This is a genomic window from Micromonospora sp. WMMD980 (assembly GCF_029626035.1).
Lineage (GTDB): Bacteria > Actinomycetota > Actinomycetes > Mycobacteriales > Micromonosporaceae > Micromonospora.
Genome location: NZ_JARUBE010000003.1, coordinates 1904898 through 1922358, shown reverse-complemented (window position 1 = coordinate 1922358; position 17461 = coordinate 1904898). Strand labels below are relative to the sequence as shown.

At 75.9% G+C, this 17461-nt stretch carries 19 protein-coding genes and 1 pseudogene; 9 read left to right on the top strand and 11 right to left on the bottom strand.

The features are described 5' to 3' along the window. Positions 1–19: 19 nt before the first annotated feature. Positions 20–280, top strand: coding sequence for a hypothetical protein (locus O7618_RS09285; protein ID WP_278105606.1), 261 nt, complete (start codon positions 20–22; stop codon positions 278–280). Here O7618_RS09285 and rnhA read toward each other — a convergent pair. Beyond that, positions 199–771 (bottom strand): ribonuclease HI, encoded by a 573-nt coding sequence (gene rnhA, locus O7618_RS09280; RefSeq protein ID WP_278105605.1) that lies wholly within the window; start codon positions 769–771, stop codon positions 199–201. The genes O7618_RS09285 and rnhA overlap by 82 nt on opposite strands. 159 nt (positions 772–930) lie before the next feature. Here rnhA and O7618_RS09275 point away from each other — a divergent pair, with 159 nt between their 5' ends. Continuing rightward, positions 931–2058 (top strand): serine hydrolase domain-containing protein, encoded by a 1128-nt coding sequence (locus tag O7618_RS09275; RefSeq protein ID WP_278105604.1) that lies wholly within the window; start codon positions 931–933, stop codon positions 2056–2058. Here the strand turns inward: O7618_RS09275 and O7618_RS09270 are convergent. The 5 genes and pseudogenes from O7618_RS09270 to O7618_RS09250 form a co-directional block, all read right to left on the bottom strand. Continuing rightward, entirely contained in the window at positions 2032–3219 is a 1188-nt protein-coding gene (locus O7618_RS09270; protein WP_278105603.1) for a lycopene cyclase family protein, read from the bottom strand. The genes O7618_RS09275 and O7618_RS09270 overlap by 27 nt on opposite strands. Before the next feature lie 237 nt (positions 3220–3456). Further along, positions 3457–4119, bottom strand: coding sequence for a uridylate kinase (locus O7618_RS09265; RefSeq protein ID WP_278105602.1), 663 nt, complete (start codon positions 4117–4119; stop codon positions 3457–3459). A 3-nt stretch (positions 4120–4122) separates the two neighbouring features. Beyond that, the gene (locus O7618_RS09260) at positions 4123–5376 is read right to left on the bottom strand and encodes an MFS transporter (protein WP_278105601.1); all 1254 of its coding nucleotides are present in this window, start codon (positions 5374–5376) and stop codon (positions 4123–4125) included. 139 nt (positions 5377–5515) lie between these two features. Further along, the gene (locus tag O7618_RS09255) at positions 5516–6061 is read right to left on the bottom strand and encodes a hypothetical protein (RefSeq protein WP_278105600.1); all 546 of its coding nucleotides are present in this window, start codon (positions 6059–6061) and stop codon (positions 5516–5518) included. Between the two features lie 53 nt (positions 6062–6114). After that, positions 6115–6270 (bottom strand): annotated as a pseudogene (locus O7618_RS09250) (sigma factor); the annotation flags it as partial. 125 nt (positions 6271–6395) lie between these two features. Between O7618_RS09250 and O7618_RS09245 the strand changes: the two are divergent. Then, positions 6396–7220, top strand: coding sequence for a metalloregulator ArsR/SmtB family transcription factor (locus O7618_RS09245; RefSeq protein ID WP_278105599.1), 825 nt, complete (start codon positions 6396–6398; stop codon positions 7218–7220). 55 nt (positions 7221–7275) lie between these two features. On the opposite strand, the gene O7618_RS09240 is transcribed toward O7618_RS09245, so the two are convergent. Further along, the gene (locus O7618_RS09240; protein WP_278105598.1) at positions 7276–7680 is read right to left on the bottom strand and encodes a DUF6069 family protein; all 405 of its coding nucleotides are present in this window, start codon (positions 7678–7680) and stop codon (positions 7276–7278) included. A gap of 185 nt (positions 7681–7865) precedes the next feature. Between O7618_RS09240 and O7618_RS09235 the strand changes: the two genes are divergently transcribed. From O7618_RS09235 to O7618_RS09215, 5 genes are all read left to right on the top strand, one after another. Continuing rightward, on the top strand, positions 7866–8972 hold the full coding sequence (locus tag O7618_RS09235; protein ID WP_278105597.1) for a histidine kinase: 1107 nt from the start codon (positions 7866–7868) through the stop codon (positions 8970–8972). Continuing rightward, the gene (locus O7618_RS09230; protein ID WP_278105596.1) at positions 8969–9640 is read left to right on the top strand and encodes a response regulator transcription factor; all 672 of its coding nucleotides are present in this window, start codon (positions 8969–8971) and stop codon (positions 9638–9640) included. Before O7618_RS09235 ends, O7618_RS09230 begins: the two co-directional genes overlap by 4 nt. 212 nt (positions 9641–9852) lie before the next feature. Then, positions 9853–10338, top strand: coding sequence for a hypothetical protein (locus O7618_RS09225; protein ID WP_278105595.1), 486 nt, complete (start codon positions 9853–9855; stop codon positions 10336–10338). Between the two features lie 76 nt (positions 10339–10414). Beyond that, positions 10415–11065 carry a class F sortase gene (locus tag O7618_RS09220; RefSeq protein ID WP_278105594.1) on the top strand — a complete coding sequence of 217 codons (651 nt, stop codon included), beginning with the start codon at positions 10415–10417 and terminating at the stop codon, positions 11063–11065. Positions 11066–11139: 74 nt separating this feature from the next. Continuing rightward, complete coding sequence (locus tag O7618_RS09215; protein ID WP_278105593.1) at positions 11140–12234, top strand: magnesium and cobalt transport protein CorA; 1095 nt, start codon at positions 11140–11142, stop codon at positions 12232–12234. An 18-nt stretch (positions 12235–12252) separates the two neighbouring features. On the opposite strand, the gene O7618_RS09210 is transcribed toward O7618_RS09215, so the two are convergent. Further along, positions 12253–12531, bottom strand: a complete 279-nt coding sequence (locus O7618_RS09210; RefSeq protein ID WP_278105592.1) for a hypothetical protein — start codon at positions 12529–12531, stop codon at positions 12253–12255. A gap of 36 nt (positions 12532–12567) precedes the next feature. Next, positions 12568–13572: a phosphotransferase gene (locus tag O7618_RS09205; protein WP_278105591.1), complete on the bottom strand. Its 1005-nt coding sequence runs from the start codon at positions 13570–13572 to the stop codon at positions 12568–12570. 160 nt (positions 13573–13732) lie between these two features. Here O7618_RS09205 and O7618_RS09200 point away from each other — a divergent pair, with 160 nt between their 5' ends. Further along, positions 13733–14122: a YchJ family protein gene (locus O7618_RS09200; protein ID WP_278105590.1), complete on the top strand. Its 390-nt coding sequence runs from the start codon at positions 13733–13735 to the stop codon at positions 14120–14122. Between the two features lie 65 nt (positions 14123–14187). On the opposite strand, the gene O7618_RS09195 is transcribed toward O7618_RS09200, so the two are convergent. Next, positions 14188–16050, bottom strand: a complete 1863-nt coding sequence (locus O7618_RS09195) for a transketolase (protein ID WP_278105589.1) — start codon at positions 16048–16050, stop codon at positions 14188–14190. Next, positions 16047–17306, bottom strand: coding sequence for an MFS transporter (locus O7618_RS09190; protein ID WP_278105588.1), 1260 nt, complete (start codon positions 17304–17306; stop codon positions 16047–16049). The genes O7618_RS09195 and O7618_RS09190 overlap by 4 nt, the downstream gene beginning before the upstream one ends. Positions 17307–17461: the final 155 nt, after the last annotated feature.

The following is a 17461-nucleotide window of genomic DNA, read 5'->3' as shown; positions in this document are numbered from 1 at the left end:
ATGCGGGCAGGAGTGCGACATGACCAGTGAAAAGTCCTTCGGCCGCGCCCCCGGCGACGAGCCCGACGGCGCCACCGCGTACGAGGCGTCGCTGCGCCCGCCGGGCGAATCCCTGCACACCACCGACGACACCGGCGACGACTTCGCCGACCAGCCGGCCGAGGACCGCCGCTCGGCCCGGGAGACGAGCCGGGCCGGTTACGACCCGGACGCCGTCTCCGGCACCGCCGACCCGGCCGACGGGCCGGAGGAGATCGAGGAGGGCCGCCCGCTGCGCTGACCCGACGCGGCGCGCGGGGCGGCCGGTGCGCCGGCGCCCCGCGCCTCGGTCATCCCCCGGTTGGCCAGCGCGTCGGCGCGTTCGTTCTCCGGGTGCCCGTTGTGGCCCTTGACCCACAGCCAGGTGACGTCGTGCCGGGCGCACGCCGCCTCCAGCCGCTGCCACAGGTCCGCGTTCTTCACCGGCTGCTTCGCAGCGGTCCGCCAGCCGTTGCGCTTCCACCCGGTCAACCAGCCGGTGATGCCGTTGCGCACGTAGGTGCTGTCGGTGTGCAGCCGCACGGTGACCGGGCGGGTCAGGCTCTCCAGAGCCCGGATCGCGGCCGTCAGCTCCATCCGGTTGTTGGTGGTGGCGCCCGCCTCGCCGCCGCACAGCTCCCGCTCCCGATCGCCCCAGCGCAGCACCGCGCCCCAGCCGCCGGGCCCCGGATTGCCGCTGCACGCGCCGTCGGTCCAGATCTCCACGACCTGGCCGGTCTCCGCCTCCACCATGCCGGCAACCTACCCGGTACGCCGCCCGCCGACCCGCAGCGGGCCGGCGCACGGGCCCCCGATCCGACGGCGCGCGGATCCGGCGGACTTCGCGCGTATTGCTCACCGACGACGAAAACCGCACGACGGCGACGCCGCCCTCTGGCAGGCTCCCTGATCGTGGACAGCCGGTGGGACGGCCTGCGGGCCGAGGTGCGCGCCGTGATCGACGAGCTGGTCACCGCCGGCCGGGAAGCAGGCGTGCAGGTGGCCGCCTACCTCGACGGCGCGCCGATCGTGCAGGAGCAGGCCGGCCTCGCCGACACCGGCGCCGGGCGGCCGATGACCGCCGACACCCCGGTGCACGCGGTCTCCACCGGCAAGGGCCTCACCGCGACAGTGGTGCACGTGCTCGCCGAGCAGGGTCGCCTCGACGTCGACCGGCCGCTGGCCGACGTGTGGCCGGAGTTCGCCCGGCACGGCAAGGACCGCATCACGCTGCGGCACGTGCTCACCCACACCGCCGGCCTGCCCGCCCTGCCCGCCGACGTGACCCGCGCCGACCTCACGGACTGGGCGCGGATGTGCCGGCTGCTCGCCGACGCGACACCGTTGTGGGCGCCCGGGGAGCGGTTGGCCTACCACGCGTGGACGTGGGGGTGGCTGGTCGGCGAGGTGGTCCGACGGGTCACCGGCCGGTCCGTGTCCCGGGTGCTCGCCGAGGACGTCGCCGGGCCGCTCGGCGTCGAGCGGGAGCTGTTCCTCGCCGTGCCGGAGGCGGAACTGCCCCGGCTGGCCCGGCTGGAGGACGCCGGCCTGTCCGCGCTGATGACCTGGGCCGGGGCCAACCTGCCGCACTTCGACGCGGTCGCCCCGCCCGGGGTCCGCCCGGACGCGACGACCGGCGCCGACCCCGACGTGCTGCGCGCCGAGGTGCCGTCGGTCGGCACGATGAGCGCCCGCGCGGTGGCCCGGATGTACGCGGCGCTGCTCGGCCCGGTCGACGGGGTCCGGCTCGTCTCCCCCGACCGGCTGCGCGCGATCTCCGCGCCGGCGGTCCGCGCGCACGAGTGGGTGTTCGGGCAGGAGAGCACGTTCGGGCTCGGCTACGCGGTCGACGACGACGGGTCGTTCGGCACCGCCGGCAGCGGCGGCAGCCTCGCTTTCGCGTACCCGGAACTGGGGTTGACCGTCGCGGCGGTGCGCAACCGGCTCGGCGCGGGCGACGGCGACCCGATGGAGCGGCTGCGCGTGCTGGTGCGCGACCGGGTCGCCGAGGCGCTAGGCCGGGCGCAGCCGGGCGCGTAGCCGGCCGGCGGCGTCGCCGAGCACCGCGCCGGTCATCGGCAGCAGCGGGCTGGACCGCATCACCGCCAGGTCCTCGGCCGGCGTGGTGACGCCGTCGAGGAAGCGCAGCACCCGCTCCGGCGGGTTGCGGTCGAACAGCCGCTCGAAGAACCCCACCCCGTCCACGTGCCCCCGGTCCAGGGCGCGCAGCGCCACCGCGTCCATCCACCGGTGCCGGCCCGGATAGGCGGGCGCGGGCACCGGCGGCCGGCCCGCCGCGACCGCCCGGGCCACCTGGTCGGCCTGGCGGAGCATGGCGGAGAAGGTGAACCCGGTGGACGGCCGGGTCGCCCCGCCGGCGGTGCCCAGCCGCACCACCCGGGGGCTCGGGCGAGCCACGAACGGGCCGTCGGTCATCGGGATCACCCCGTTCTCCACCTCCCGCACCCGCAGCGCGGCCAGGTCCAGCCCCAGCAGGTCCGCGTAGCCCCGCAACGCCGCGTCGTAGCCGGCGTCGTCGAGCAGCGCCGGCCCGAACTCGGTGTACTCCACGAGCGCGAACCGGTCATCGACGGGCAGCACGTAGCCGAACGACACCCCGCGCGCCGGCTGCGGGGTGCGGAAGTCCATCAGCACCGCCCGGCCCCGGTCGAACGTCGGCCTCTCCGCCGCCAGCCACCAGCCCCGGAAGTGCTGCAACCAGCTCGTCCGACCGGGCCGCGCCGGCTTGCGGGGACGCGAGTCGAGCACCCAGCCGGCCCGCACCAGCGCCCGGCCCGCAGGATCGCACACGGTCACCCGGTCGCCGTCGTCGCGCAACTCCCCCGCCGGCGCGCCGATCCGCACCGCGCCCAGCCGCCGCTCGGCCTCGGCAGCCCGGTCGTAGACCGGGGCGGAGCGCACCATGGCGTACCGCAACGGGTCCAGCGGCAGGACGCGGCGGCCCGCCGCGGTGACCACCTCGACCCGCGACCAGCTCGCGCTCAGCAGCGGCTCCAGGTCGCCGCCGGGGGTGCCCCAGAACGCCCAGGTGCGGTCCTGGCCGCGCTTGTGCACCGGGTCCACCACGGCCACCCGCACGCCGGCCACCCGGTGCCGCTCCAGGGCGGCCAGGACGAGCGAGGCGGCGCCACCGCCACCGACCAGCGCGAGGTCGACATCGACCGGGGAGGAGTCGGGCACCCGACCACGCTGTCACACCGGCGGGGCGCGCCGCCTCCGGACCCCACCGACCGCGCCGGCGCGCCGCGTAGATGCGGCGGCATGCTGGGGTACGGCACGGCCGGGCGGTTCTTCCACGCCCCGCTGCTGGACGCCGTGGTGACCCACTCCTCGGCCGCGCAGGGCGTCACCCTCCCCGTGCCGCCGGTGTAAGGAGGGGCCCCCTGTTAACGCCTGCGGTAGAGAAGCGGCCCCCTCTCACACCCGCCAGGCGAGCACGGCCGGGGCGAGCGGCTCGGTCAGGTCGAGCAGCACGTCGGCCCGCTCCGCCGGGCGTGCCCGCGCCCGGTACAGCTCCTGCCCCGGCAGGTAGCGCGCCCGGTAGCGGCGGCGCACCTCGTCGGCCGAGCCGAACACCTCGAGGTCCCGGGCCAGCGCCCGGCGCAGCGTCTCCTCCGGCGCGACGTGCAGGTGAACCGTCACGTCCCAGTGCTCGCGCAACTCCGGGCGGAGCAGGAACACCCCGTCGACCAGGAGCACCGCGTCCGCCGGCGCGGTCACCGGCTCGGCGGTCACCGGCGCGTCGGCGCGCACGTCGTACGCGGCCGGCAGGTAGCGCCGGTCGCCGCCGGGGCCCAGCGGACGCAGCACCCGCGCCACGATCGTCTCGTGGTCGAACGAGTCGAGGTAGTAGCCCTCCGGCGAGAGCCGGCCCCGCGCCGACCGGACCGCGGCGGGCCGGTGGAACCCGTCCACGCTCACCCGGCACACGGGTCGCCGCCGGGCCAGCACCCGGGCCAGGTCGTCGGCGAGCCGGGTCTTGCCGGCCGCGTCGGGACCGTCGATCGCCACGCGCAGCGGGTGCGGCGGCCGGCGCCCGGCGAGGTCGTCGGCGAGGCGGTCGAGCAGTTCGGCCCGCACGAGCTATCCGCTCACCGGCTCGCGGGCGGCCGCGGCGACCGGCTCGGCGTACGCGGCGGCCACCGTGGCCCGGTCGAAGACCCGCCAGGTCGCGGCGATCACCCCGACCGCCACCGCGAAGCCCACCCAGTACGGGGCGGTGATGCCGTACCGGGCGGCGACCACCCCGCCGAGCAGCGCGCCGACGCAGTTGCCGCCGGCCGCGACGAACAGCGTGGTGCTGCCCACCCGGCCCATCATCGCCGGCGGGGTGAGCCGCTGGCGCAGCGAGTTGGCCACGATGTTCCACAGTGCGCTGTGCACCCCGAACGCGAACAGCGCGACGCCGACCACCACCGCGCTGCGCGACGCGGCCAGCGCCAGGTGCAGGCCGGCCTCGACCAACAGCCCCACCCGGACCGTCCAGGTGGCGGTGATGGCGGCGATCAGCCGGTCACCGAGAACCGACCCGAGCAGCCCGCCCACCGCCATGCAGGTGAACAACGCGCCGTAGCCGACCGAACCGAGGCCCAGGCGCTCGGTCGCGAGCAGCACCAGCACTGCGATCGCCGCGGTCAGCGTGACATTGAGCAGCCCGATCAGCGCCGCCATGGTGCGCAGCAGCCGCTGCGACAGCAGCCACCGGAAGCCTTCGGCGATCTCCGCCCGCGCCGAGCGCGGCCCGAGCCTCGGCCCCTCCGCCCGGTACGTGCCGGCGAGCAGGCCGACGAGCACGGCGCTGAGCGCGTACGTGCCGGCGTTGAGCGCGAACGGCGCCGCCGCCGCGAGCACGAACAGGAACCCGCCGAGCGGGCCGGCGACCATGTTCTGCGTGACCTGGGTGCCGCCGTTGAGCCAGCCGTTGGCCCGTTCCAGCCGGGACCGGGGCACCACCGCCGGCAGGACCGCCTGGGCGGCGGTGCGGAACACCACCTCGCCGGTGTTGACCACGAACAGCACCACGTAGAGCAGCGCCACCCCGGCCCGGCCGGTGAGCATCGCCGCGGCCAGCACGACCAACGCGACGACCCGCACCCAGTCGATGAGCACCATCAGCCGACGCCGGTCCGCCCGGTCGGCAAGCACACCGCCGGGCAGCGCGAACAACAGCCACGGCAGCCACGACACCGCCGCCCCGGCGGAGACCACCAGCGGGTCGTCGGTTCGCGACGCCACGAACAGCGGGGCGGCCACGGTGGCCGTGCCGCTGCCGAGCGCGGACAGCGTGCTCGCGGTCCACAGCCGGGCGAACCGCCCGCCGAGCCGTTCCCCCGTCACGACGAGACAAGCTACCAGCGACCGCGCCGCCTGCCGAGCGGTTTACCCAGGGCCCCGCACGACGCCTCGGGTGTCGGCGGCAGCACCCCGCACCGGCTCCGGGCCGGCACCGCCGGGGGGGGCAGCCGGTCCCGGACGCTCAGTCGGGCTCGCCGGGGATGCCAAGCGGCAACGCGAACGGGACCGTCGGGCCGACCGCCGTCACCGAGTGCGCGGGTGCCGGCAGGTCCGCCGCCGCTCGCCGGGAGTACCGCCGGCCCTGGCCGGCCGGACCGTTGCGGCGGGACACCTCGACCGTCACCATCCGGATCGGCGCGGGCGGCGCGGCGAACCCGGGTACGCCCCAGCGAAGCCAGATCGGGATCCGCCCGGCCTCGGCCTCGGCCAGCAGCTTCTCCACGGTCCGTCGACGATCGGTGTGGTCCACCTCGACGACGACCGGCGGACGGCCCGGCCGGGCGCAGGCGATGTCGAGCACCGACTGCCGCCCGTCCAGCGGCGGCGGCAACGGCAGCACGCTCGCCGCCCGACGGTAGACCCGCCAGCCCTCACCGGTCGCCCACTCGACCACGGCGTCGACGAGCCGGGAGGTGACCTGGTCGGCGGAGAGATCCTCGAAGGTCAGCCGGTCGAGTCGGTGCGCGAGGGAGGCGGCCACCCGCTCGCCGTCCTGCCCCAGATCCACGCCCGCAGGCTAGCGTGCGGGCGAGCGGCCACCGGAGCCCCCCATCGAGGACGACGGGCCGCCTCGGCGTAGCGCCGGGCCGCGGTGACAAGCCATGCCCTCGGCTCGCGCGGCAGTTCGTCCGGCCAGACGCGCAGCGCCTCGACCAGCGCGTCCTGCACGGCGTCCTCGGCGGCCGCGAGGTCGGCTCCGCGGTGCGGTGGAGAAATGTTCGCCGGCTCACGCCGCCTAGAGCATCCTAGGAGGCTGACTTTCCTGGACGGGCACCCTCCGGGGTGCCTATCCTTCGGAAGGGCAACCGGATGGCTGCCCTTCCAAAAGAGTGGAGCGACGGGTGGACGACGTGTTCCGGGCGCTGGCCGACGCCAACCGGCGACGCCTGCTCGACCGCCTGAACGCCCGCAACGGCCAGAGTCTGCGCGAGCTGTGCGCCGGGCTGGAGATGACCCGGCAGTCGGTGAGCAAACACCTCGCCGTGCTGGAGGCCGCCGGCCTGGTGACCACCACCCGGCGCGGGCGGGAGAAACTGCACCACCTCGACGCCGCTCCGATCAACGCGGTGGCCGACCGATGGATCGGCCGCTACCACCGGGAGCGCGCCCGCGCCCTCGCCGACCTGCGGACCGCACTGGAGAGGGAGCCCATGGAGAGCCCCACGTTCGTCTACACCACCTACGTCCGGACCACGCCCGAGCGGCTCTGGCGGGCCCTGACCGAACCCGCGTTCACCCGCCGCTACTGGGGCGGCGTCACGCTGGTCTCCGACTGGCGGCCCGGCTCACCCGTGCGGTGGCAGGACACGCCGGACGGCGAGCCGAAGGACCTCGGTCAGCGGGTGCTGGTCGCCGAGCCCTACCGGCGGCTCGCGTACACCTGGCACGGCTTCCAGGCCGAGCACGCGGCGCACTTCGGGTGGTCCGACGAGGAGCTGGCCGCCCGGCTCGGCGAGCGCCGTTCGACTGTGACGTTCGACCTCGTCCCACAGGGCGAAACGGTCCGGCTGACCGTGGTCCACGACGACTTCTCGCCGGACAGCGAGATGCACCGGGCGATCAGCGGCCAGCTCGACGGCAGCGGAGGCTGGCCGGAACTGCTGGCCAGCCTCAAGAGTCTGCTGGAGACCGGCGAGCCGTTGCCGGAGCCGGTCCCGGCGAGCTGACCGGCGGTCGGGTCGGGACCGCGCGCCCCCGTGACGGCGGTCCCGACCTCGACGGTCAGCGGACGGCGGTCCGCCGCAGGCCGGGCACCAGCACGGCGCCGGCGAGCAGGTGCAGGGCCACAAGCGTCACCATGGCCGGGCGACCCACTCCCCCGGTCAGCGGACCGAGCAGGGACAGCAGCAGCACCACCGCCGCCACCGCGGTCCAGACCGTCCGCGCCCGCCCGGTGAAGCGATCCAGAAGGGCCAGCAGCGCCCAGCCGGCCAGCCCGGCCAGCAGCGTGCTCACCGCCACCGCCAGCGGGCCGACCCGCTGCTCGCCGCCGCCGCCGCGGACGGTCAGCTCGACCCCGGCGAGCGGCACCGCGACGGCCCAGCCCACCAGCGTCGCGGCCGTGGCGGCGAGCACCGTGAGCAGCCGGTCACGGCGGCGGGCCGGACGGACGGTGGTGGCGGGCATCGCGGTCTCCATCGGTGCGTACCTCCGGTGCGGCGGAATCGACTGCCGCAACGCTAGGGCCGGACGGGCGTCGCGCGGATCACGCGGCGGACCGGTTCCCCGCTCCGCCGCGGGGACCAGGACCCGGCCCGATCTCCGTCTCGCGGCCGATGAACACGGGCGGGCCGGCGGCCTAGCATCCGGACATGAGGTGCCCGTCCCGCTCCCGGACCGCGCTGCTGGCCATCGACGGCGGCATCGCCGTCGTCGTCCTCGCCGTGTCGCTGCTCGTGCTGCTGACCTCCGGCACCGGCCCGGCCACCGCGGGCGGGACCGCCGTCGCGGTCGGCCTCGCCGCGCTGCAGGCCAGCTGCCTGCTGTGGATCCGCCACCGACCGGGGTACGCCCTCGCGCTGGCCGCGCTGGCCGGCGTCGGGCTGGAGGCGCTCTGCCCGGCGCTCGGCTGGCTCGGCCTGGTGGCCGCGCCGCTGTCCTACGTGGCCCGGCTGCGCCCACCCCGGTTCTCGCTCGTCGCGCTCGGCCTGCTGGCCGCCCCCACGCCGTGGAAGCTGGCCACCGGCGACTGGCGCGACCTGCTGCTCGCGCTGTTCGCGCTCGGCTTCAGCTGGTCCGTCGGTGAGGTGATGCGGGCCCGGGAGCAGCGGCGCTGCGAGTGGGAGCGGCAGGTACGCGCCACCGAGCGGGAGCGGATCTCCCGGGAGCTGCACGACGTGGTCGCCCACCACGTGGCGGTCATCGCGGTGCAGGCCGTCGCCGCCGAGGACGTCTTCGACCAGCACCCGGAGCAGGCCCGCGCCGCGCTCGGGTCGATCAACGCGGCGGCCCGGTCGGCGCTGACCGAGCTGCGCGCCATGTTGCACGCGCTCACCGCCGACGACGGTTCCGACCCCGACGGGCCGCAGCCGCGCCTGGCGCAGCTCGACGCGCTGGCCGACGCCGTCCGCGCGGTGGGGCTGCCGGTGACGCTGCGCCGGGAGGGCGACTGCGAGACGCTGCCCGGCGGGGTGCAGCTCTCGGCGTACCGGATCGTGCAGGAGTCGCTGACCAACGCGCTGCGGCACGGGCACGCCACGCGCGCCGACGTCGACGTGCGGTACGACGACGGGATGCTGCGGCTGGAGGTGGTCAACGACGGCTCGACGCCCGCCCGCCGGACCGGCACGACCGGCGGGCGCGGCATCGTCGGCATGCGGGAACGGGCCCGGCTGCTCGGCGGCACGCTCGACGCCGGCCCGCTGCCGTCCGGCGGTTTCCGGGTCCGCGCCGACCTCCCGGTGGGGGCGCACCGGTGAGCGTCCGGGTGGTGGTCGCCGACGACCAGGAGCTGATCCGCGCCGGTCTGCGGATGGTCCTCGACGCGCGGCCCGACCTGACCGTGGTCGGCGAGGCGGCGGACGGCGTCGAGGCGGTCGCGGTGGCGACGCGTACCCGGCCGGACGTGGTGCTGATGGACGTGCGGATGCCCCGGCGGGACGGCATCGCCGCGACCCGGGAGTTGGTGGCCGCCGGCAGCTCCGCCCGGATCGTCATGCTCACCACGTTCGACGTGGACGAGCACGTCTACGCCGCGTTGCGGGCCGGGGCGAGCGCATTCCTGCTCAAGGACACCCGCCCGGCCGACCTGGCGGAGGCGGTGCGGGTGGTGGCCCGGGGCGAGGCGCTGCTGGCCCCGACCGTGACGCGGCGGCTGCTGGACCGGTTCGCCGGTCGGCTGCCCGGCCCGGCGCCCACCGCCGAGCGGGCCCTGGCCGCGTTGACCGCCCGCGAGGTGGAGGTGCTGACGTTGACCGCGCGGGCCCTGTCCAACGCGGAGATCGCCGCCCGGCTGCACCTCAGCACCGCCACCGTGAAGACGCACGTCTCCGCGATCCTCACCAAGCTGGGCCTGCGCGACCGGATCCAGGCGGTGGTGCTGGCGTACGACACCGGGCTGGTCCAGCCGGAGCCGCCGGCCAGGTGAGGCCGGGTATGTCCGCTGCCGCGCCGATCGTGCCGGCATGTCCGCCGACCGGTGGCGAGACGGGGAACATCGGACGGCAACGAAGATTTCTCAATTACCCCCAGTGACCGCCGCAACCCTCCTAGTGTTGGCCACACCGGTGCTAGTCACGGAGTTGGCCACCCGAACGACGTCCCACGCAGACAGCGGACGAAAAGTGAGGGAAGACGCGGATGAAGGCACAGTCAATTCTCGGAACGGCGGCGGTCGGCGTGGGCCTCGGCGCACTGCTGCTCCCGGCCGCCGCGCTGGCGGACACCAGAGTCTCACCCGCCACCACCCCGGTCGGCGGCACGGTCGTCCTCACCACGACGTGCAACCCGAACGCCGGTGACGCGATCTTCCGGGTCACCGGACCGGACCGCGACCAGAACGTCCGGTCCACCACGGCCGCCGCCGGCGGCGGGCTGAGCGCCGAGCTGTTCACCGCCGGGTTCACGCTCGGCACGTACACCGTCGCCACCACCTGCGGCGACGGCAGCGACGGCGGCAGCGCCACGTTCACCGTCACGCCGATCGGCGGCGCCCAGGCCGGCGCCGGCGGCCGCGGCGGCGACCCCGGCGTGCTGGTCGCGGGCGGCGCGCTCGCCGTCGGCGCGCTCGCCGGCGGGACGTACGTCCTCGTCCGTCGCCGGCGGCGGGCCGGCGTCACCGCCTGAAAGGCTCACCGAGCGGGTCGCCCGCGCCGGTCCACCGGCGCGGGCGCCGCGTCCACGTCGGACGGAGGTGCAACCGGTGTCCTCGTCCAGTCGCCCGGTACGCGGGTCGTCGCGCCTGCGCACCGGGGTCGTCGTCACCGCCGTCACCCTCGCCGGCGCCCTGGGCGTCGGGCTGGTCTCGGCCGGTCTCGGCCGCACCTCGGCGGTCCCGCCGCAGCCCGGCGCCTCCGCCGCGCCGGCCACCGAGCGTCCCGGTTCCGCCGGCCCGACGCTCCCCCGCTCGACGCCGGTCCGGATCGCCATCCCCCGCATCGGCGTCGACGCCGAGGTCGTGCCGGTCGCCACCGACGACGACGGTGCGCTGGAGGTGCCGCCGCTGGAGCGCCCGGAGGTGGCCGGCTGGTACCGCCCCGGCCCCGCGCCCGGTCAGGCCGGCAACGCGGTGCTGGTCGGGCACGTCGACTCGCAACGCGGGCCGGCGGTCTTCTTCGACCTGGGCAGACTCCGCCCGGGCGACACGGTCCGGGTGGTCCGGGCCGACGGCCGGACCGTGGCGTTCACCGTGGACGGTGTCGGGGCGTACCCGAAGGACCGCTTCCCCACCGAGCGGGTGTACGGCGGCGACGCGGCGGCCCGGCTGCGCCTGATCACCTGCGGCGGGCGGTTCGACCCGCGCACCGGCAGCTATCCCGACAACATCGTGGTCTTCGCCACCGCCGCCCGCTGACGCGGGCCGGACACCGCCAGGCCCGGGAGCACCGTACGGTAGGCCGTCGGTTTCCCGGGCGGACGGAGGTTGCGGTGGACCGGACCCGGTGGCGGGAGCGGCTGCCCGGCCTCGTCGGGCGACTGTTGCGGCGCGACGAGGCGATCGTGCCGCGACAACGCCGGGTGAACCCCGACGCGGTGGTCGACTGCGCGGTTTACGTCGCGGGGCGGCGGGAGCCCGGCCGGCCGCACTACGCCGACGCGTACGACCGGGCGCGCCGCGGCCGGCGTACCTTCGTCTGGCTCGGTCTGCACGAGCCCGGCGCGGCCGTGCTGGCCGCGGTCGGGCGGACGTTCGGGTTGGACGAGGCGGCGGTGCAGCAGGCGCTCGCCGACGGGCACCGGCCCACCGTGCGGCGCTACGGCGACGTGACACTGCTGGTGCTGCGCAGCGCCGGCTACGTCGAGCACGCCGAGCTGACCGCCACCTCCGAGGTGGTCGACACCGGCGACGTGCTGGTGTTCCTCGGCGAGCGGTTCGCGCTGACCGTCCGGCACGGCGCGACCGGCGCCCTCGCCCCGGTGCGCGCGGAGGTGCAACGCCGGCCGGACGTGCTGGCCCAGGGCCCCTGGGCGGTGGGATATGCGGTCTGCGCCCGGATGGTCGAGCTGTACCTGGAGGTCGCCGAGCACCTGGAGCGGGACCTGGACCGGGTCGAGGAGAGCGTCTTCGCCCGCGAGCACGGCGCCGACATCCAGCATCTCTACCAGCTCAAGCGGGAGGTGGTGGAGTTCAAGCGGGCGGTGCTGCCGCTGCTCGCGCCGCTGCGCGCCCTGCTGGACTCCCCCGACGGCGGCCCGCCGGCCGCGCTGCGGCACCGCTTCGCCGCCGTGGTCGACGGGTTGGCCCGGGCCGTGGAGCGGATCGGAGCCTACGACGAGCTGCTCACCTCGCTGGTGCAGTCCCGGCTGACGCAGCTCGCCGTGGAGCAGAACGACGACATGCGGCGGATCGCGGCGTGGGCGGCGATCGCCGCGTCGCAGACCGCGGTGGCCGGGGTCTACGGGATGAACTTCGCGCACATGCCGGAGCTGCACTGGCGCTACGGCTACGGCGGCGCGCTGCTGCTCATGGCGACGCTGGCGGTGACGCTGCACCGGTTGTTCCGCCGCTCGGGTTGGTTGTGAACGACGCTCGGCGGCGGGTCAGTCGGAGGTCCCGACCCGGAGCAGGGCCGTGAGGCCCTCCTCGAACAGCAGGTCGTCGCTCCACCGGGTGTCGTCGAGGTGGCCGGAGGCGGTCAGGGTCGGGTAGGCGTCGGCGTGGTCCGCGATGCCCCTCCTGCGCATCCAGCTCGACAGCGACCCCACCACCGCTCGACGCGTCCTGCTCCTGCATCGGCGCGGCCACATCCACCACGAGTCTTCGTCGGCGTCACCAACGGCCGCCGGCACGTCCGGCTGCTCTACGACGTCCCGGTCCACCCGACACGGTCCCCTGACCCCCGCCACGGGCGGTCCTCACCCCACCGGCCGGGCCAGGTCGGACAACTCGGCGTCGAGCAGCTCGGCCAACCGCGCGACCCGGCCCGGGTCCGACTCCGCGGTGATGGCCCGGCTGGGCATCTCCACGGTCATCAGCAGATAGAGGTGCAGCCGGTAGAGGCCGAGCCGCCGCCGCGCACCGGCGTCCAGCGGGAACGGCGCGGCCGCCCGGTAGGCCCGCACCAGCGGATCGTCCGGCTCGTCCTCGGCGCGACGGAACAGCAGCGGCGACACCAGGTCCAGCAGCGGATCGCCCCACAGGTGCCGCTCGCCGTCGACCAGGCCGCTGAGCCGGGGCGTGCCGTCCGGCCCGTCGACGGCCAGCACGTTGCCGGCCCAGCCGTCGAAGTGCAGCAGCGCCGGCCGGCGCACCACGTCGAGGGCGGTCGCGTGCCGGGCGACCAGCTCCCGGAGCCGGGTCGCGGGCAGCGGCACCGCCCAGTCCGCCGCGTCGGCGAGCAGGTCGTCCACCATCGCGGTGTAGGCGGCCCGCCAGGTGGGAGCGGCGGCCCGGCCGCTGTCGTAGCCGTACCGGTGGCCGGTGACGGCGTGCAGCGCCGCCAGCGCCCGGCCGAACTCCGCCCGCAGCGGGCCGACGTCCGCGCCGGCCCGGGTCAGCTCGGCGAGGGTACGGCCGGGCAGGCGCGCGGTAAGCAGCCAGTCGCCCAGGTCGGGATGGCAGCCGTGGTGCAGCAGCGACGGCACCGGCACCGCGGGCGCGCGGGCGGCCACCAGCCGCAGGTAACGCGCCTCCGCGCCGATCATGTCGTGCTCGTAGCGCAGCAGCGGCACGTGCGGCGGTGGCCCGACCTTGAGCACCACCTCACGGCCGTCGCCGAGGCGCACCCACCACACCGCGGCGAACCCCCCGCCGGTCAACGGCCCGCAGTCGGCCACCTCGGCGGCCGGGCCGAGCGAGGCGGTCAGGTAGCGGCGCACCTGCTCCGGGTCGAGGTCGCGCCGTGTCGGGCTCACGCTCATGGTCCCCGGACCCTAGTGCGCCGACCCGCCGCCCGCCGCCCCGCCTGTGTGCAAGGAGGGGCCCCCTGTTAACGCCTCCGGTAGAGGAGGGGCCCCTCCTAACAACCGCGCGTAGAGCGGCCCTCCCTCACGCTTGCCGGCGGCGGGTGAGAATCGTGGGATGGCGACACGGAACGCGGCCTGCCCGTGCGGATCTGGCCGGCTATACGAGGACTGCTGCGCCCCGGTGCACCGGGGCGCCGCGACGGCGCCGACCGCCGAGGCGCTGATGCGGTCCCGGTTCAGCGCGTTCGTCCTCGGCGACGCCGACTACCTGCGGCACAGCTGGCACTCGCGTACCCGGCCCGCGCGCCTGGCGCTGGACCCGGGCACCCGGTGGACCCGGCTGGAGGTGCTGGGGACCGGGCAGGGTGGCCTGTTCGACAGCACCGGCACGGTCCGCTTCCGGGCGCACTACCGCGAGGGCGGCCGGTCCGGTGTGCTGGCCGAGCTGAGCCGCTTCGCCCGCGAGGACGGCCGCTGGGTCTACCTCGACGCGCTGCCGGAGTGACACCTCGGCCGGGGCGTTAAGCAGGGGCCCCGCCTCTACCGGAGGCGTTAACCGGGGGCCCCGCCTTACGCCAACGCGCGTGCCGCCGCGACGACCGCGTGCCTGCCGATCCCGGCGCGGTCGAGCTGCTGGGCCGGGGTGCCGGAGCCGGGCAGCCCGCGCACCGCGAGGTGCTGGACCCGGACCGGTTCGGCCAGGTCGGCCAGCGCCTCCAGCACGGCCGAGCCGAGGCCGCCCTCCGGATAGTGGTCCTCGACCACGACGAGCCGGCCGCCGGTGTCCCGGACCGCCTCCCGCAGCCGTTCCCGGTCCACCGGCTTGATCGAGTAGAGGTCGACCACCCGGGCGGCGATCCCCTCGCGGGTCAGCTCGTCGGCGGCGGCGAGGCAGACGTGCACGGTGACGCCGGCGCCGAGCAGCGCGATGTCGCCGCCCTCGCGGACCACCCGGCTGCCGCCGATCGGGAACGCCTCGCCGTCGTCGTAGAGCACCGGGTAGGCCCCGCGGGTGGTGCGCAGGTAGGCCACGCCCGGCCGGTCGGGCAGTTGGGCGACCAGGGCCGCGCAGGAGACCGCGTCGGCCGGGCAGAGCACCGTGGAGCCGGGCACCGCGCGCAGCGCGGCGACGTCCTCCAGGCCCATCTGGGACGGGCCGTCCGGGCCGATCTCCACCCCGGCGTGCGAACCGACCAGGGCGATGTCGGCGCGGGAGACGCCGGCCATCCGGATGAAGTCGTAGGCGCGCGACCAGAACGCGGCGAACGTGGCCGCGAACGGCCGCCGGCCCCGCACCGCCAGACCCACGGCGGCGGCGACGAGCTGCTGCTCGGCGATGGACATCTGGAAGTACCGATCGGGGTACGCCTCGCCGAAGCGGTCGGCCCGGGTGGAGTCGCCGACCTCGCCGTCCAGGGCGACCACGTCCGGCCGGGCGGCGCCGAGGGCGCGCAGCGCGTCGCCGTACGCGTCCCGGGTGGCGACCTTCGCGCCGCGTTCGTAGCGGGGCAGCTCCGGCCGCCGGTGCTCGACCGGTTCGGTCCGGGGCACGGCGAACGGCCTCGGTCCGGCGACCCGGATCCGCCGCGGCCCGCCGAGCGCCCGCACGGCCCGGTCGGCCAGGTCGGGGTCGAGCGCCTTGCCGTGCCAGGACGGGTCGTCCTCGATCTCGGGCACGCCCCGGCCCTTGACCGTCCGGGCCAGCACCACTGTCGGTCCGGTGGCGTGCCGGGCCTGCTCGTACGCCTCGTCGACCGCGCCGAGGTCGTGGCCGTCGACCACGATCGCCCGGCAGCCGAACGCCTCCACCCGTCGCCGGTAGGTGTCCAGGTCCCACCCCAGCTCGGTGGGACCGCGCTGGCCGAGTCGGTTGACGTCGACGATCGCGGTCAGATTGCGCAGCCCGTAGTGGCCGGCCTTGTCCAGGGCCTCCCAGACCGAGCCCTCGGCGGTCTCGCTGTCGCCGCAGAGCACCCAGACGTGGGCCGGGGACCGGTCGAGGTACTGCGCGGCCAGCGCCACGCCGACGCCGACCGGCAGGCCCTGTCCGAGCGAGCCGGTGGCGACGTCGACCCAGGGCAGGACCGGGGTGGGGTGGCCCTGCAGGCGCGAGTCGGCCCGGCGGTACGTCTCCAGCAGCTCCTGCTCGCTGATCGCGCCGACGGCCCGGAACACCGCGTACAGCAGCGGGGAGGCGTGCCCCTTCGAGAAGATCAGGTGGTCGTTGCCGGGGTTGCCGGGAAAGGACCAGTCGTAGCGCAGGTGCCGGGCGACGAGCACGGCGAGCAGGTCGGCGGCGGAGAGGCTGGAGGTGGGGTGGCCGGAGCCGGCCATCGTGCTGCACCGGATGGCGTCCACCCGCAACTGGGCGGCCAGCTCCGCCAGCCCGGTCAGGTCCTCGTCGCGCAGGGTGCGCTGTGCTTGCAGGGTCACCGGACCCACCGTAGTGACGAGCGCCCTTTTTGTGTCGCTTTCTGGCGACTCACTCTCGACCCGGTGAGCACCCGGAGCGCCACCGGCAGGTACGGCAGCACGGCCACCGCGAACGCGGTCGGGTTGCCCAGCACACCGGCCAGCAGCCCGTACCCGCCGTAGAAGGCGACGGTGGTGAGGTCGGTGGCCATCCCGGCCAGCGAGGTGACGGTGGCCCGGGCGTCGCCGGTGATCCGCGCCTGCAATCGCACGTCGGCGAGCACGGTGGCGAGCTGGAACGCGGCGAACGAGACCGCCAGCAGCAGGAAGCCGGCCGGATGGCGCAGCAGCGCCCCGGTAGCCGTCGCCGCCGCCGCGAGCACCAGCAGGCCGGCGTACCCCCGGTGGGACAGCCGTTCGCCCCACGCGGCGAGCAGCCCGCCCACTGTCATCCCGGCCCACACCAGCAGGAGCAGCAGCGGGACGGCCACCTCGCCCACGCCGGTGTCCCGGGCCAGCAGTCCGGTGTACTCGTCGAGTCCGCCCCAGATCGCGGTGACGGCGGCGACCAGCAGCACCGCGGCGCGGACGGCACGGTCGGCGCGTACCTCGGCGAGACCGGCGCGCAGGCTGCCCCACCAGCCGGGCTCGTCCTGGTCCGACCGCTTCCCCGGTGTCGGGTCGGCGCCCGCCGGGGACCGGTGCTCGGGGAGGCGGGCCGCGACGGCGGCGGCGAGCAGGCAGGTCAGCACGCTGGCGGCGCCGACGGCGAGGTAGCCGCCGAGCGCGTACACCGGGCCGGCGAGCACTCCCGACCCGACCGCGCCGAGCACCTCGGCGGTGCGGGTGCGGCCGATCAGCCGGGCGTAGCGGTCGGCGGCGCCGAGGCGGTCGAGTTCGGTGAAGACCAGCGCCTCCAGCGCCCCGGAACGCAGCGCGCCGCCGGCGCCCCAGAGCAGGAAGCCGGCGGCGAACGCCGGGTAGGACGGCAGCAGCACCCAGAGCGCGAAGCCGGCGGCCGCGAGCAGCGGCGCCAGGCAGAGCAGCAGCCGGCGCGACAGCGCGTCGGCCCACGCCCCGGAGGGGACCTCCAGCAGGATGCCGGCGACCGACCAGAGGACGAAGAGCGAGGAGATCTGCCCGACCGACAGCCCGGTGTCGGCGAACAGCAGGACGTAGAGCGGGTAGAGCAGGACGAGGTCGGTGAGGAACGCGTAGCCGTAGAGCGTCGCCGCCAGGCGGCGGATCGCGGGCACGCGGGCAGATGCGACGAGCATGAGACCTTCCCACGGGACGTGACGGACACCTGTCGCAGTGCGTGGTGTCCGTGGTGGCCCGCGGCCTCGTCGCTCAGGCGGGGATCAACATCGCCAGGTCATGCCGACGATCCTAACCGGACCCACGGCTTGACGGGCGCCCCGCGGACGAGGCA